The following is a 15,124-nucleotide window of genomic DNA, read 5'->3' as shown; positions in this document are numbered from 1 at the left end:
CGCACCATCCGATGTGGTGCCAGTGACGCTCGAACCCGCCGATAGGGCAGGTGTCCTGACCAGCGGATACCCGGAGCGTCACCATGCCGTCATCGCCCAGCCCGCGCACCACCGATGCTGCGCTGGAGGAAATGCGCGGCGTGGTGGAGGCCATCCACCGCTCGCAGGCGGTGATCGAGTTCGCGCTCGACGGCACGGTGCTCACCGCCAACGATAACCTCCTCGCCCTCATGGGCTACGAGCTGGCGGAGATCCAGGGCCGGCACCACAGCATGTTCTGCGACGAGGAACTGGCCGCGAGCACCGAGTACGCCGACTTCTGGCGCCGGCTGGCCGGTGGCGCCTTCGAGTCGGGCGTCTACAAGCGGCGCGCCAAGGACGGCCGGACGGTGTGGCAGCGGGCGTCCTACAACCCCGTCCTCGACGACGCCGGACAGCCGGTGAAGATCGTCAAGCTGGCCAGCGACATCACCGACGCGATGGTCGAGGCGGCCGAGCAGCGTGGTGCGGTCCTCGCGATGGACCGCTCCCAGGCCGTGATCGAGTTCGCGCTCGACGGCACGGTGCTCTCGGCCAACCGCAACTTCCTGGACCTGATGGGCTACCGGCTGCAGGAGATCACCGGCAAGCACCACCGGATGTTCGTCGACCCGGTGCAGGCGGCCGGTGAGGAGTACGCGCAGTTCTGGGGCCGGCTCGGGAAGGGCCTGTTCGAGGGCGGGGTGTACCGGCGGGTGGCCAAGGGCGGCCGCGAGGTGTGGCTGCAGGCCACCTACAACCCGGTCCTCGACGAGTCCGGCCGCCCGCTGAAGATCGTCAAGTTCGCCAGCGACATCACGTCGGCCAAGCTGGCCGACGCCGAGTTCCGCGGCCGGGTGGCGGCGATCGACCGTGCCCAGGCGGTGATCGAGTTCGGGCTCGACGGCACGGTGCTCGCCGCCAACAAGAACTTCCTGGAGTCGATGGGCTACGCGCTGCACGAGGTGCAGGGCCGCCACCACCGCATGTTCTGCGAGCCCGAGCTGGTCAGCAGCGACGAGTACGCCCAGTTCTGGGAGCGGCTGGCGGCCGGAGCGTTCGAGGGCGGCGAGTACCGGCGCCTGGCCAAGGGCGGTCGCGAGGTGTGGCTGCAGGCCACCTACAACCCGATCCTCGACGACACCGGCCGGCCGCTCAAGGTGGTCAAGTTCGCCACCGACATCACCGAGGCGAAGCTGCAGAACGCCGACTACAAGGGCAAGGTCGCCGCCATCGACCGCGCCCAGGCGGTGATCGAGTTCGACGTCAAGGGCCGCATCCTCACGGCCAACCAGAACTTCCTCGACGCGGTCGGCTACACGCTGCCGGAGATCCGCGGCAAGCACCACCGCATCTTCGTCGACCCCGCCTACGCGGCGTCGGACGCGTACGCGGAGTTCTGGGAGCAGCTGGGCAAGGGGAAGTTCGAGGCCGGGGAGTTCCGGCGCTTCGACAAGGACGGCCGGGAGGTGTGGCTCCAGGCCACCTACAACCCCGTCCTCGACGAGAACGGACGCCCGCTCAAGATCGTGAAGTTCGCCTCGGACATCACCCGGGAGAAGCGGCGGACGGCCGAGTTCCTGGGCAAGGTCGCGGCCATCGAGCGCGCGCAGGCGGTGATCGAGTTCGACCTGGACGGCACGGTGCTGGCCGCCAACCGGAACTTCCTCCAGACGTTGGGCTACAGCGCCGGCGAGGTGCAGGACAAGCACCACTCGATGTTCTGCGAGCCCGCCTACGCCGCCTCCGACGAGTACCGCCAGTTCTGGCGCAAGCTCGCCAACGGCGACTTCCACGCCGGCGAGTACCGCCGGGTGGCCAAGGACGGCCGGGACGTCTGGATCCAGGCCACCTACAACCCGATCCTCGACGAGTCCGGCAAGCCGTTCAAGGTCGTGAAGTTCGCCATGGACGTCACCGAGGAGAAGACCCGGCGGGCCGAGGTCGAGGCCCGGGTGGACGCCGTCGACCGCGCCCAGGCCGTGATCGAGTTCGACCTCGAGGGCAACGTGCTGGGTGCCAACGACAACTTCCTGCGCACCATGGGCTACTCCTTGCGCGAGATCATCGGCCACCACCACAGCGAGTTCTGCGACGACGACTACGTCCGCACGCAGGAGTACCGCGACCTGTGGCTCTCCCTCGCCAAGGGGGAGGTCATCGCCGGGCGGTTCCACCGCCGCGGCAAGTTCGGCCGGGACGTCTGGATCCAGGCCACCTACAACCCGATCCTCGACCTCGACGGCAAGCCGGTGAAGGTGGTCAAGTACGCCTACGACGTCACCGACGCGGTGACCAGGGAGAAGGCAGTCGAGGCCGGGGCCCGGGAGATGACCGAGCTCGTGGGCGTGCTCTCGGCCTCCATCGAGGGCGTCGCCCGCAACTCGGCGACGGCGACCGGTCTGGCGGACGAGACCCAGGGCAACGCCGAGCGCGGCGTCGAGGCGCTGCGGGCGTCGCTCGAAGCGATCGGGCTGATCCAGAAGTCCTCCGTCGCGATCACCGAGATCGTCCGGGTGATGGGGGAGATCGCCAACCAGACGAACCTGCTGGCGTTCAACGCCTCCATCGAGGCCGCGCGGGCCGGCGAGCACGGCGTCGGGTTCTCCATCGTCGCCGGGGAGGTGCGCAAGCTGGCCGAGCGGTCGTTCGACGCCGCGCAGCAGATCGGCAAGCTGATCGAGGAGTCCGCCGAGCGCGTCGAGCAGGGCTCGGAGGTGTCCCGGCGGGCCGAGGCGGCCTTCGAGCAGATCGTCGGCGGGGTCACCCGCACCAACGAGGCGATCAAGAACATCTCCCGGGCCACCCAGGAGCAGCAGGCGACGTCCTCGGCGGTGGACCAGCTCATCGCCGAGCTCGCCCGTTCGGCGTCCTGAGGCCGGTTCGATGGGAACCGGTCCGGTGGTCGCGGCGGACGCTGCCGACGACGTCGTCTACGGGCTGCTGCGCCTGGCGGGGATGGACGTCGCGCTGCCGCTGTCCGCCCTGCGCGAGGTGGTGCCCTGCCCCCGGGAGCTGGCCGGGCTCCCGGCGTCGGCGCCCGGACTGCTCGGCGCCATCGAGCTGCGCCGGCTGGTGCTGCCGGTGGTCGACCTGCGGCCGCTCATCGGCCGGGAGGACGACCGCCGTCCCGACCAGGTGGTGGTCGTCGTCGCCCACCAGGGGCAGGTGCTGGGGCTGCTGGCGGACGAGGTGCGCGGCGTGACCAGGCTGCCGGCGGCGGCCCTCGTCGCGGCGCGGACGCACGGGAGCCAGTTGCTCTTCTCGCACACCTTCCGCCACCCCGACACCGGGCGGGCGCACAGCGTGCTCGACGCCGCCGCCCTGCTCGGCCGCCCGGGTGTCCCGACGGTGGAGGACGTGACCCGGCAGAGCGCGGCCGTCGCGGGACGCGGTGCCGGCGAGCTGCGCACCCTGACCGTGGTCCGCTGCGGCGGCCACCGGTTCGCCGTCGACGCCGTCCACGTGCACACCACGCTGCCCACGCCCGACGTGCAGGCCTCGGTCCTGTCCGGTCCGGCCTGCCGCGGCGTCATCCCGTACGCGGACCGGGAGGTGCCGGTGGTCGACCCGCTGGTGCTCCTCGGGCTGGGGGAGATGCGGCCCGAGGACCTGGGGGCGGGCCTGGTGCTGGAGCTCGCCTCGGGCTACGTCGTCCTCGCCCTCAGCGACCTGCTGGAGCTCGCCCCGGTGCCGGTCGCCGACGTCCTCGCCCTCCCGGCGCACGCGACCGCCCGGCCCGACCTGGTCACCGGCATCGTGGAGATCGAGCACGTCGGGGACTGCCTGGTCCTCTCCGGGGAGGCGCTGCAGGCCGATCCGGAGCTGGCCGGCTTCGCCTCGGTGAACACCGCCGTCGCCACGGGGCCCGCACCCGGGGACACCACGGCCGGGGCGGTTGCCGTGGCCGCCGCCCACGGGGCCCCGAGCTACCTGACCTTCTCCGTCGGTGTGGACGTCGCGGTGCCGCTGGAGCAGGTCATGGAGATCCTGCCCTTCCCCGCTTCGCTCACCGACACCGCTGTCGAGGGGCAGCTCGGCGTCATCGTGCACCGCCGCTCGGCGGTCCCGGTGTACTGCCTGTCGCAGCTGCTGGGCCGGGGACAGCGGGCTCCGACGGCCACGTCCTGCCTCCTGCTCGTGGGGGTCGACGGAGCGGCCGTCGCGTTCGCGGTGGAGGGGCTGCGCACCATCGACCCGCTCACCTGGCGGGACGACCAGCAGACGACCGGCGATCCCGGGGAGCGGGGTGCCACGCTGCGGACGTCGCCCCTGGTGCAGGTGGGGGCGAACGACCGGCTCCTCCCGGACCTCGACCTGCGCGCGGTCGCCCGCCGGGCCGTGGCGGGCCGGCAGTCGACCGCGCTCCCGCAGCCGGCTCCGGTCGGATGACCGGCCGGTCGGACAGGAATCGGCTCAACAACGACCGCATCAGACCGATAGGGCGTGCGAGCAGTCCGCCCGCCACAGGAGAGCAGGAAGACATGGAGCACGAGCCCGACCTCCCGACCGCGACCGGGGCCGTCCCGGGAACGGGCCCGGACGCGCCTGGGGGCAGCCGTTTCGGGCTGCGCAGCCGGATGCTGGGCGCCATCCTCGTCGTCGCGCTCACCACCGTGGGCGTCGGCGCCTTCGGCGTCCAGCGCATGTCGGTCCTGAGCGATCAAGCGCAGCGGGTCTACGACGACGGGGCCGTCCCGCTCGACGGTCTTCGTCAGCTGCAGGTCGACTGGTGGGCGATGTCGGCCTCCACCGCGCGGGCGAACATCGCCGCCCTGCCCGAGGAGTCCCGGGTGAAGTACCGGGAGCGGGCCACCGAGCTCCAGCAGCAGATGGCCGAGCAGCGGGTCGCCGTCGCCGCGATGCCGCTCGCGGACGCGACCCGCGCGGAGTTCGACCGCTTCGAGACCGCCGTCGACACCTACCTGGGCTACCTGACCGAGCTCGTCGCCGCCGGCACGACGGCCAGCGGCGCCTCCGCGACCAGCCCGGCCCGGCTCGGCGAGCTGCTCGCCGGCATGAACGAGCAGGAAGCGGTCATCTCCGAGTCGATCGCCGCCGCCACCGCCTCCGCGGCCGACAGCGCCCAGGCGACGGCGGACGAGGCGGAGGACGCCTACGCGACCGGCCGCACGCTCACCCTCGTCATCATCGCCGTCGGCCTGGCGATCTCGGTGCTGCTCGCGATCGTCGTCTCCCGAGGCGTGACCCGCCCGATGCAGCGCATCCGCGAGGTCCTCGGGCAGGTCGCCGCCGGTGACCTCACCGTGCGCGCCGGGCGGACCGGTGGCGCCGAGCTCGGCGAGATGGCGCAGTCGCTGGACGACACCCTCGACGCGATCGGCCACGTGCTCCTCCTGGTCGGTGACAGCTCCACCCGCCTGGCCACCGCCTCCTCGCAGCTGAACGGCGCGGCCGAGGGCATCTCGCAGAACGCCCGCACCGCCGCCGACCAGGCCGACGACGTCGTGGCCTCGGCCGGTGCCGTCGCCGCCAGCGTCGACACGGTGGCCACCGGCTCCGCGCAGATGGAGTCGGCGATCCGGGAGATCGCGCACAACGCGACCGAGGCCGCCCGCGTCGCCGGTCAGGCCGTGACGGTCGCGGAGAGCACCACCCGGACGGTCGGCAAGCTCGGCGACTCCTCGCAGGAGATCGCCACGGTCGTCAAGCTGATCAACGGCATCGCGGAGCAGACCAACCTGCTGGCGCTCAACGCGACCATCGAGGCCGCCCGTGCCGGTGAGGCGGGCAAGGGCTTCGCGGTCGTCGCCAGCGAGGTCAAGGAGCTGGCGCAGGAGACGGCCCGCGCGACCGAGGACATCTCCCAGCGGGTGGAGGCCATCCAGGCCGACACCGCCGGGGCGGTCGAGGCGATCAGCCAGATCTCCACGGTCATCGCCGAGATCAACGACTTCCAGGCGACCATCGCCGCGGCCGTCGAGGAGCAGACGGCGACGACCAACGAGATGAACCGCAACGTCGCCGAGGCCGCCAACGGCACGCAGGGCATCGCGGCCGCGATCTCGGGGCTGGCCGCCGGCACGCAGGAGACCAACCAGCGGGTGGACGACGCGCAGGCCGCCGCGGCGGACCTGGCCCGCATGAGCGGTGAGCTGCAGCAGGCGGTCGCCCGCTTCACCGTCTGAGGCGCGAGCCGGGATCAGGTGACCTGATCGTCGAGCGTCCTCCCTCACGGTGCACGGTGAGGGAGGACGCGTTGCGATGAGGTAGGACGCCCCAGCGGGCGACGACGGTGCCAGTCAGGCGACGGCGTCCCCGGGCTCTGAACCGGGTTCCGGGCGACGGACGACCCGGAAGCGTCTGGGGCCGCTGGACGGCCGGGCCAGGAGGTACCTGAGCCGCTCGACCGGCCCGTGCAGCCGAGGAAGGTCGGCCTGGACGACGCGGACCACCGGTACGTCGAGGTCGCGGATCGCGTCCTCCCGTCGCTTCTCCTCCCACGCGACTTCCGCAGGCGTCCGGCCGTCACGCGGGTCCTCGTACTTCACGCGGCCGTCGAACTCCAGGGCGACGCCCGGGTCCTCGAACCAACCGTCCACGCGCGCAACGAAACCGCGCGGACCGTGCAGCTCGACCTGCAACTCGGGGCGCGGGAGGCCGGCCTCCACGACTCCAAACCGCCCGCGCGACTCGAGCGGCGATTCCGCCCGGCCGTCGGACAGGTCGACTGCCTGAGCCGCCCTGCCGATGCCCAGCCAGTGACTCTGCGCCAGCACCGCGGCCGTCAGGGCCGCGCGCGTCACCTTCCCCTGGAACATCGCCGCATCCATCGCGACGACGCCGTCGACGAGCGGCCATTCCCGCGCGCAGTCAACGAGCGTCCGCGCCACCGCGGTCACAATCAGCGCACCGGCGTCGACGACGTCGAGGGAGGGGAGGTCGGCTGCCGAGATGCGGTACCCCCGGCCGGTCCGCCACTGGTCCCTGTCCGTCAGCCTGACCAGCCCGTCGGTGCCGCGTGGCAGGACGAGCTCGTGGAACCGTGCGGCGGACGAGTGGCTGACCACCGGTCCGGGTCCGAGGACGGCGAGTGCGGCCAGGACGTCGAGCAGATGGCGGGCGCGCGGGTCGGCCGCCGAGACGGCCCACCGCTCCGCGGCCACGTAGACGCCGCGCCGGAGACGGTGCCAGGCGCCCGAGCCGACAGCGGCGCGCACCTCGTCGGGGCGGTAGCCCACCTGACGGGCGTCGGCAACGGTGAAGACGCCGCCACGACGTCGCGCGATGGCTTCGAGGTGTGGATGCACCCCCTCACCCTCGGGACCGGACGGCGCGTGGTGAACGGGTTCGGCGAATCTGTGGACAACCACTGTCCTCCCTCAGCGCCGAGCGTCCTACCTCACGGCGCGCGGTGAGGTAGGACGCTCGACGATCAGGTCACCTGATCCCGGCAGCACGTGGGCGGAGGGAGGGCCCTAGAGGTACTGGCCGCCACCGGGGCGGAAGTCGGGCTGGGCGGGTGAGCCCTGACCGCCCGGGAGTGCCCGGCGGCGCATCTCCTCCAGCTGCGCCCGCGCGGCCATCTGCTGGGCGAACAGCGCCGTCTGGATGCCGTGGAAGACGCCCTCCAGCCAGCCGACCAGCTGCGCCTGCGCGATCCGCAGCTCGGCGTCGGTGGGGGTCTGGTCCTCGCTGAACGGCAGGGTGATCCGGTCCAGCTCCTCGCGCAGCTCGGGGGCCAGGCCCTGCTCGAGCTCGCGGATGGACGAGGCGTGGATGTCGCGCAGCCGGTTGCGGCTGGCCTCGTCCAGGGGCGCCGCGCGCACCTCCTCGAGCAGCTGCTTGATCATGGTGCCGATCCGCATGACCTTGGCCGGCTGCTCCACCATCTCGCCGATCTGCGTCGCGGCGCCGTCGCCGTCCTCGGCGCCCTGGGCGAGGTCCATCGGCAGGGCGCCCACGGACTGGCCGTCGGGGCCCACGACGACGACCTGGTGCGGACGTTCGCTGCCGGTGCCGGGTGCAGTCATGCCTCCATCCTGCCCCCCGATGCCGATCGCCGGACGCGCGGTCGGCCGACGCCGGAGCGACTGGCCGGTTCGGCGCCCCGGCCAACTAGGGTGCGGAGCATGGAGGCCCGGCTCGACGTCGCTCGGGTCCGCGGCCTCTTCCCCGCCCTCGCCGACGGCTACGTGCACGTCGACGGGCCCGGTGGCGCGCTGCTGCCCGAGGACGTCGCCCGGGCGGTCGGGCACGCGCTGCGGATGCCGGTCGCCGCGCGGGGTGGTGTCTTCGCCGCCTCCGCCCGCGCCGAGGGGCTGGTCGCCGGCGCCCGGTCCGCGGTCGCCGACCTCGTGGGCGGTACCGCGGGCGGCGTCGTCCTGGGCGCCAGCATGACGTCGGTGACGTACGCGATGGCCCGGGCCATCGCGAAGGCGTGGCGGCCCGGGGACGAGATCGTGGTGAGCCGCCTGGACCACGACGCCAACATCCGCCCGTGGGTGCAGCTGGCCGAGGAGCGCGGGGTGGCCGTCCGCTGGGCCGAGGTCGACATCGAGACCGGTGAGCTGCCCGCCTGGCAGTACGACGACCTGGTCAACCGGCGGACCCGGCTGGTCGCCCTCACCGCCGCGAGCAGCGCGATCGGCACCTGCCCCGAGGTGGCCGAGATCTCCTCGCGGGCGCACGCGGTCGGGGCGATGGTCTACGTCGACGCCTCGCACGCCGCCCCCCACATGTACCTGGACCGCACCGCCCTGGGGGCAGACTTCCTGGCGCTGTCGGCGTCGAAGTGGTGCGGCCCGCACGTGGGCGCCGTCGTCGCCGATCCCCAGCTGCTGGCCCACCTGCACCCGGACAAGCTGCTGTCCATGCCGGACAAGGTCCCCGAGCGCTTCGAGACGGGCGCGGCGGCCTACGAGCTCTACGCCGGGGTCTCGGCAGCGGTCGACCACCTGGCCGGGCTGAGCGGTGAGCCGTTCGGCTCCCGCCGCGAGCGGCTGCGGTCGTCCATGGCCGCCGTGGCGCGGTACGAGGGCGAGCTGTTCGGCTGGCTGGACGACGCCCTGCGGGCGATGCGGCACGTGCAGGTGCTGGGCAGCGCCCCACGGACGACGCCGACACTGGCGTTCCGCGTCGACGGCATGCGGCCCCGACAGGTGGCCGTCGAGCTCAACCGGCAGGGCATCTGCGTGTGGGACGGCGACGCCTACGCCCGCGAGCTCTTCGACGCCTTCGGCATCACCGAGAGCGGTGGAGCGGTGCGGCTGGGCCTCATGCACTACAACACCCCGGACGAGGTGGGGCAGGTCATCGACGCGGTCGCCGCCCTCCGGCCCCGCCCCCGTTAGTCCGCGGGGAGCAGCAGGACCTTGCCGACGTGCTCACTGGCCTCCACGGCCCGGTGCGCCTCGGCCGCCCGCGACATGGGCAGCCGCCGGTCGACGATCGGGCGGATCGTGCCGCGCTCGACGTCGGGCCACACGTCGTGGCGCACCGCCTCGATGATCTCGGCCTTGCCGCCGGGACCGGTCGCCGGGCGCGAGCGCAGCGCGGTGGCGTGCACCGCCGCCCGCTTGGACAGCAGCTTCCCGATGTTCAGCTCCGCCTTCGCGCCGCCCTGCAGGCCGATGATCACCAGCCGCCCACCCACGGCGAGCGCGTCGATGTTCCGGTCCAGGTACTTCGCGCCCATGTTGTCCAGGACGACGTCCGCACCCCGGCCGTCGGTCTCGGCGCGTACCCGCTCGACGAAGTCCTCGTCGCGGTAGTTGATCGCCACGTCGGCGCCGAGCTCCCGGCAGACGTCGAGCTTGGCCTGCGTGCCCGCGGTGGCGAACACCCGCGCGCCGGCGCGGGCGGCGAGCTGGATGGCCATCGTGCCGATGCCGCTGGACCCGCCGTGCACCAGGAAGCTGTCGCCGCGGCGCAGCCCGGCCAGCAGGAAGACGTTGGACCAGACGGTGCACACGACCTCCGGCAGCGCGGCCGCCGTCGCCAGCTCCACGCCCGCCGGGCGCGGCAGCAGCTGCCCGGCCGGGACGGCGACGCGCTCGGCGTACCCGCCGCCGGAGAGCAGCGCGCACACCTCGTCGCCCACCGACCAGCCGACGACGCCCTCGCCCACTTCGCTGATGACGCCGCTGCACTCCAGGCCGAGGATCTCGCTGGCCCCCGGGGGCGGCGGGTAGAAGCCCTGCCGCTGCATGAGGTCGGCGCGGTTCACCGCGGTGGCCGCGACGTCGACCAGCACCTCGCCCGGGCCGCAGACCGGGTCGGGGACCTCCGACCAGCCGAGGACGTCGGGGCTCCCGGGTTCGCTGATCGTCACCGCGCGCATGCCCCGACCTTAGGAGGGGCGGTGCGCGGGGTGGGCCTGCGGGGATCGCTCCTGCAGCGGCCGCCGACGTCCTCGCACACGCCCGGTCGACGGTGCGCACCGACGCGCCGTGCGGACCCCCGGCGGGGCGGATCGGCGCGCCCGCGCGGCCGGCGGGCCGCCGGTCCGGTGGGAGGGTGTCCGGGCCGCCGGCACGCGCCGCGGCGTCCGCGGCCCGGCGGCACCAGGAGGTGCCCCATGGCCGCCGACCCGCCCGCTGCCTCGCCGCCGTCCGGTCCTCCGGCCGGGAGGTGGGTCCCGCCGCCGCCTCCGCGGGTCGGTGCGGGGCGCATCGTCGCGGGCGTCGTGGGTGCCCTGCTGGTCCTGCTCGCCCTCGGCCTGCTCGGTGCAGGCGGGGTGCTGCTCTGGGCCGACCAGGGGGAGCGGGCCGACGACGGCTACCTCTACACCGCGTCCGACGCCTTCGAGACGCCGGGCGCCGCGCTGCTCAGCGAGCGGATCGACCTGGCGACCGGCGCGGACTGGGTGGGGTTCACCGCGGCGCTGGGCACGACGCGCGTCGAGCTGACGGCCGCCGATCCGACCAGGGGTGTCTTCGTGGGCGTCGCGCCGTCGGCCGACGTCGACGGATACCTCGACGGGGTGCGGCGCACCGTGATCGCCGACCTCGGGCTGGACACCTCGGCCGCCGATCAGGTCCTGCTGCCCGGGGGAGCCCCCAGCGGGCCGCCGGCCGACCAGGACTTCTGGACCGTCCAGGCCTCGGGCCCCGGGACGCAGCAGCTCGGCTGGGATCCGGACGACGGCACCTGGACGCTGGTGGTGATGAACGCCGACGGCTCGGCCGGGGTCGCCGTGGACGCGCGCGTCGGGGCCACCGTCCCGGCGCTCACCGGGTTCGCCTGGGCCCTGATCGGCGGGGGGCTGGTCGTGCTCCTGCTGGCCGTGCTCCTCCTGGTGGTCGCGCTGCGGCGTCCCGCCGTCCCTGCGGCGCCCCGCTCCGGCGGACCGCCCTCCTGGTCCCCGCCGCCCCCGGTCGACCGCAGGACGGCGGCCGACGCGCGGGAGAGCACCCGCAGCGACAGCGCTCCCCGGCGGCCACGAGACGGTTGACCGGGGCGACCGCGGCGCCGGGCCGGGACGACGTCGTCCCGGCCCGGCGCCGCCCTGCTCACGCCCGGGCCTTGAGCTCCTTGCGCAGGATCTTGCCGGCCGAGGACTTCGGCACCTGGTCGATGAACTCGACGAACCGGATCTTCTTGTGCGGCGCCACCTTCTCGCCCATGTAGGCGATGACGGCGTCCTCGGTGAGCTCCGAGCCCTGCGCGCGGACGACGAACGCCTTGGGCAGCTCCTCGCCGCTCTCCTTGTCCGGCACCCCGATGACGGCGGCGTCGGCGATCTCCGGGTGGTTGATCAGCACGGCCTCGAGCTCGGCCGGGGCCACCTGGTAGCCCTTGTACTTGATCAGCTCCTTGACGCGGTCGACGACGGTGTAGATGCCGTGCTCGTCGACGATCGCGACGTCGCCGGTGTGCAGCCAGCCCTCGGCGTCCACGGTGGAGCGGGTGGCCTCCTCGTTGTTGAGGTAGCCCTTCATCACCTGCGGCCCGCGCACCCACAGCTCACCGCGCTCGCCCGGGGCGGCGTCCTCCCCGGTGTTCGGGTCGATGAGCCGGCACTCGGTGTTCGGAATGGCGAAGCCGACCGAGCCCTTCGGCACCTCGCCGGAGAAGCCCGGCGGCATGGCGTCGGGGTCCGGCGTGGTGTGCGAGACCGGGGAGAGCTCGGTCATGCCGTAGCCCTGGCCCACCGTGACGCCGCTGTCGGCGCCCTTGCGCAGCCGCTGCTCGACCGCGAGGGCCAGCTGCTCGTCCAGCGGTGCGGCGCCGGAGAGGATGGACTGCAGCGAGCTGAGGTCGTACTGGTCGACCATCGGGTGCTTGGCCAGCGCCAGCAGGATGGGCGGCGCCACGAAGGCGCGGGTGATCTTGTGGTCCTGGATCGTGCGGAGGAAGTCCTCGAGCTCGAACCGGGGGAGGGTCACCACCGTGCCGCCCAGCGCCAGGCCCTGGTTCATGAGCACGGTCAGCCCGTAGATGTGGAAGAACGGCAGGACGGCGATGATCCGCTCCTCCGCGCCGGTCTTGAGCAGCGGGAGGCACTGCGTCACGTTCGCCACCAGGTTGCGGTGGGTGAGCATGACGCCCTTCGGGAGCCCTGTGGTGCCGCTGGAGTAGGGCAGCGTGACCAGGTCGTTCGCCGGGTCGATGTCCACCGTGACGCTCGGGGCGTCGGCGCCCAGGAGGTCGAAGAGGTTGGCGTGCCCGTCCGCGCCGTCGAGCACGACGATCTCGTCGACGGGCGACTTCTCGGCCGCGGCCGTGGCCCGGTCCAGGAACATCGAGATCGTGATCAGGATCTTCGCGCCCGAGTCCTTGAGCTGGAAGGCGATCTCGTCGGGCGTGTAGAGCGAGTTGATCGGGCTCATCACGCAGCCGGCGGCCGCGATGCCGTGGAACACCACGGGGAACCACTGGGTGTTGGGGCAGAAGACGGCGACGACGTCGCCCTTGCGCAGGCCCCGCGCGTGCAGGTTGGCCGCCACCCGGTCGACGTACTGGGCCAGCTGACCGTGGGTGATCACGTCACCCTTGAGACCGTCGATGAGAGCGGGCGCGTCGGGGCGCTCCCTGCCTGCGGCCAGGACGGCCTCGGGGACCGACTTGTCGGGGATCGCTACGTCCGGAAACGGGCTGGCCAGTGCCACGGGGGTCCTCCTCGATGCTGGTGTGGCGCCAGTCTCACATCCGGCGTGTCGGCGGTCACCGCCGGGTCGGGCGCGCGGACCGCCGTCCTCAGCGGGGCCAGAGCACCGATTGCGTGCAGCGGAACAGCGCGATCGTCTTCCCCGACTCCGCGTTGCGGACGACGGCGTCCCAGACCTGCGTGGTCCGCCCGGCGTGGGCGGCGGTCGCCTCGCAGGTGATCCGGCCCTCGCGCGCGGTGCCCAGGTGGTTGCTCTTGAGCTCGATGGTGGTGAACCCGGAGGAGCCCTCGGGCAGCAGCGCGCGCGTGGGCAGGCCGCAGCTGGTGTCGGCGAGGGTGACCACGGTGCCGGCGTGCAGGTAGCCGTTCGGGGCGAGCAGCTCGGGGCGGACGTCGAGGTGGCTCGTGAGGCGCCCGGGCTCGTGGGTGTCCACGACGATGCCCAGCAGCCCCGGGAGCGTGCCCGGGAGGAGGGCGTTGAGCTCGTCGGCGGTGAGGAATCCCGTGGCGGCCATGCGGGCAACGTAGCGAGCGCATCCTTCGCCCTCACCGGGCGCCGTCGACCTCGCGCGGCGCGGTCGACCTCGCGGTGTGGCAGCCGGGTGCGCGGTCGACCGCGGGGTTCGCTGCCGTACCGCGAGGTCGAGCGGTCAGCTGCGGGCGGTCTCCCACAGGCCGACGACGTTGCCCTCGGGGTCGGAGACGTAGGCGGCGAAGCCCATGTCACCCACCGGCATCTTCCCCGCGACGACGCTGCCGCCCAGCTCGGCCATCCGCTCCAGGGTCGCGTCGATGCTGGGCACGTCGACGACCACGACCGGATGCCGGGTGCTGGCCATCTCCCGCGAGAGCATCCCGCCGTTGATGAACCCGGGCTCGGTCGGCTCCTGCTCGCCGCTCGGGCCGGTCATGACCAGCGTGTAGCCGCCCATGTCCGGCATCTGGACGACCTCCCAGTCGAACGCGGCCTTGTAGAAGCTCCGCGCCCGGTCGCCGTCGTCGTAGGGGATCTCGAAGTGCACGACCCGACCGCTCATCCCGCCACCTCCGGTGCTCGCCGAGGGTCTGAGGACGCGGACGGTAGACCGGCCGGGCCACGGTCACCAGAGCCTTGCGCACCTCCGCGTCGGTACCGCCTCCGGGCTGCGGGTACCGCGGTGCAGCGCGGTACCGGGGCGGTCGGGGCGGTACCCGGCGGCGGGCTCAGGCGAGGCCGCGGACGGTGCGCAGCGGGGCGCGCGTGCCCTGGATCGAGGCGACCATGTCCAGCGTCTGCCGGGTGGGGCCGACGTCGTGGGCGCGGAACACCCGGGCGCCCAGCCAGGCGCTCACCGCCGTCGTCGCCAGCGTGCCGGTGAGCCGCTCCTCGAGGGGGACGCCGAGGGTCTCCCCGACGAAGTCCTTGTTCGACAGCGCCACCAGCACCGGCCAGTCCGTGGCGACCAGCTCCTCGAGCCGCCGCGTGGCCTCCAGCGAGTGCCGGGTGTTCTTGCCGAAGTCGTGCCCGGGGTCGACGAGCACCCGCTCGCGGTCCACCCCCGCCGCCACAGCGGCCTCGGCCAGCGCCGTCGTCCGGGTGACGATGTCGGCGACGACGTCGTCGTACTGCACGCGGTGCGGCCGGGTGCGCGGCGGCAGCCCGCCGGCGTGCGTGCAGACGATGCCGGCCCCTGCCTCCGCCGCGACGGCGGCCAGCTCCGGGTCCACCCCGCCCCAGGCGTCGTTGACGACGTCGGCGCCGGCGGCCAGGGCCTCGCGGGCCACCTCGGCGCGCCAGGTGTCGATGGAGATCGGCAGCGCGGGGTGCGCGGCGCGGATGGCCGCGACCAGGTCGACGGTGCGCCGGATCTCCTCCGCGGCGTCGACGTCCTCACCCGGCGCGGCCTTCACGCCGCCGACGTCCACCATGTCGGCGCCCTCGGCGACCACCCGGTCCACCCGCTCGAGGGCCGCAGCCATTCCGAAAGTGGCGCCGCGGTCGTAGAACGAGTCAGGTGTCCGGTTCACGATCGCCATCAGCACGAAGTCACCGTC

At 73.3% G+C, this 15,124-nt stretch carries 12 protein-coding genes; 5 read left to right on the top strand and 7 right to left on the bottom strand.

Annotated features, from left to right (window positions below; all coding sequences use genetic code 11):
• Window positions 1-83 precede the first annotated feature (83 nt).
• The 3 genes from DQ239_RS18230 to DQ239_RS18220 all read left to right on the top strand — a co-directional run bounded on the left by DQ239_RS18230 (window position 84) and on the right by DQ239_RS18220 (window position 6,167).
• Complete coding sequence (locus tag DQ239_RS18230) at window positions 84-2,894, top strand: PAS domain-containing methyl-accepting chemotaxis protein (protein WP_113835838.1); 2,811 nt, start codon at window positions 84-86, stop codon at window positions 2,892-2,894.
• Window positions 2,895-2,904: 10 nt separating this feature from the next.
• Window positions 2,905-4,410, top strand: a complete 1,506-nt coding sequence (locus DQ239_RS18225; RefSeq protein ID WP_113835837.1) for a chemotaxis protein CheW — start codon at window positions 2,905-2,907, stop codon at window positions 4,408-4,410.
• A gap of 92 nt (window positions 4,411-4,502) precedes the next feature.
• Window positions 4,503-6,167, top strand: coding sequence for a methyl-accepting chemotaxis protein (locus DQ239_RS18220; protein WP_113835836.1), 1,665 nt, complete (start codon window positions 4,503-4,505; stop codon window positions 6,165-6,167).
• Between the two features lie 114 nt (window positions 6,168-6,281).
• Here the strand turns inward: DQ239_RS18220 and DQ239_RS18215 are convergent, their stop codons facing one another.
• Together DQ239_RS18215 and DQ239_RS18210 are read right to left on the bottom strand one after the other, a co-directional pair.
• Window positions 6,282-7,289, bottom strand: coding sequence for a type IV toxin-antitoxin system AbiEi family antitoxin domain-containing protein (locus DQ239_RS18215; protein WP_113835884.1), 1,008 nt, complete (start codon window positions 7,287-7,289; stop codon window positions 6,282-6,284).
• Window positions 7,290-7,457: 168 nt separating this feature from the next.
• A complete protein-coding gene (locus tag DQ239_RS18210; RefSeq protein WP_113835835.1) occupies window positions 7,458-8,012 on the bottom strand; it encodes a bacterial proteasome activator family protein in 555 nt (184 codons plus the stop codon).
• Between the two features lie 99 nt (window positions 8,013-8,111).
• On the opposite strand from DQ239_RS18210, the gene DQ239_RS18205 reads away from it, so the two are divergent.
• Window positions 8,112-9,332, top strand: coding sequence for a cysteine desulfurase-like protein (locus tag DQ239_RS18205; RefSeq protein WP_233489469.1), 1,221 nt, complete (start codon window positions 8,112-8,114; stop codon window positions 9,330-9,332).
• On the opposite strand, the gene DQ239_RS18200 is transcribed toward DQ239_RS18205, so the two are convergent.
• Entirely contained in the window at window positions 9,329-10,321 is a 993-nt protein-coding gene (locus DQ239_RS18200; protein WP_113835833.1) for an NAD(P)H-quinone oxidoreductase, read from the bottom strand. The two genes, DQ239_RS18205 and DQ239_RS18200, sit on opposite strands and share 4 nt — an antisense overlap.
• Window positions 10,322-10,558: 237 nt before the next feature.
• On the opposite strand from DQ239_RS18200, the gene DQ239_RS18195 reads away from it, so the two are divergent.
• The gene (locus DQ239_RS18195; protein ID WP_113835832.1) at window positions 10,559-11,434 is read left to right on the top strand and encodes a hypothetical protein; all 876 of its coding nucleotides are present in this window, start codon (window positions 10,559-10,561) and stop codon (window positions 11,432-11,434) included.
• A gap of 58 nt (window positions 11,435-11,492) precedes the next feature.
• Here the strand turns inward: DQ239_RS18195 and DQ239_RS18190 are convergent, their stop codons facing one another.
• The 4 genes from DQ239_RS18190 to folP all read right to left on the bottom strand — a co-directional run bounded on the left by DQ239_RS18190 (window position 11,493) and on the right by folP (window position 15,106).
• Window positions 11,493-13,091, bottom strand: a complete 1,599-nt coding sequence (locus tag DQ239_RS18190) for a 4-coumarate--CoA ligase family protein (RefSeq protein WP_113835831.1) — start codon at window positions 13,089-13,091, stop codon at window positions 11,493-11,495.
• A gap of 88 nt (window positions 13,092-13,179) precedes the next feature.
• On the bottom strand, window positions 13,180-13,605 hold the full coding sequence (locus DQ239_RS18185; protein ID WP_113835830.1) for a PaaI family thioesterase: 426 nt from the start codon (window positions 13,603-13,605) through the stop codon (window positions 13,180-13,182).
• A 135-nt stretch (window positions 13,606-13,740) separates the two neighbouring features.
• The gene (locus tag DQ239_RS18180) at window positions 13,741-14,127 is read right to left on the bottom strand and encodes a VOC family protein (RefSeq protein ID WP_113835829.1); all 387 of its coding nucleotides are present in this window, start codon (window positions 14,125-14,127) and stop codon (window positions 13,741-13,743) included.
• A gap of 166 nt (window positions 14,128-14,293) precedes the next feature.
• Complete coding sequence (folP, locus tag DQ239_RS18175) at window positions 14,294-15,106, bottom strand: dihydropteroate synthase (protein ID WP_233489479.1); 813 nt, start codon at window positions 15,104-15,106, stop codon at window positions 14,294-14,296.
• Window positions 15,107-15,124: the final 18 nt, after the last annotated feature.

The sequence above is a fragment of the Blastococcus sp. TF02-09 genome (assembly GCF_003319105.1).
Classification (GTDB): Bacteria; Actinomycetota; Actinomycetes; order Mycobacteriales; family Geodermatophilaceae; genus Blastococcus.
Note: the sequence above shows the minus strand (reverse complement) of the source record. Positions and strands in the feature narration are given on the sequence as shown.

Coding starts and splice junctions, on each gene's coding strand:
- DQ239_RS18230 (WP_113835838.1), top strand. CDS start 84: ATGCCGTCATCGCCCAGCCCGCGCACCACCGATGCTGCGCTGGAGGAA.
- DQ239_RS18225 (WP_113835837.1), top strand. CDS start 2,905: ATGGGAACCGGTCCGGTGGTCGCGGCGGACGCTGCCGACGACGTCGTC.
- DQ239_RS18220 (WP_113835836.1), top strand. CDS start 4,503: ATGGAGCACGAGCCCGACCTCCCGACCGCGACCGGGGCCGTCCCGGGA.
- DQ239_RS18210 (WP_113835835.1), bottom strand. CDS start 8,012: ATGACTGCACCCGGCACCGGCAGCGAACGTCCGCACCAGGTCGTCGTC.
- DQ239_RS18205 (WP_233489469.1), top strand. CDS start 8,112: ATGGAGGCCCGGCTCGACGTCGCTCGGGTCCGCGGCCTCTTCCCCGCC.
- DQ239_RS18200 (WP_113835833.1), bottom strand. CDS start 10,321: ATGCGCGCGGTGACGATCAGCGAACCCGGGAGCCCCGACGTCCTCGGC.
- DQ239_RS18195 (WP_113835832.1), top strand. CDS start 10,559: ATGGCCGCCGACCCGCCCGCTGCCTCGCCGCCGTCCGGTCCTCCGGCC.
- DQ239_RS18185 (WP_113835830.1), bottom strand. CDS start 13,605: ATGGCCGCCACGGGATTCCTCACCGCCGACGAGCTCAACGCCCTCCTC.
- DQ239_RS18180 (WP_113835829.1), bottom strand. CDS start 14,127: ATGAGCGGTCGGGTCGTGCACTTCGAGATCCCCTACGACGACGGCGAC.
- folP (WP_233489479.1), bottom strand. CDS start 15,106: ATGGCGATCGTGAACCGGACACCTGACTCGTTCTACGACCGCGGCGCC.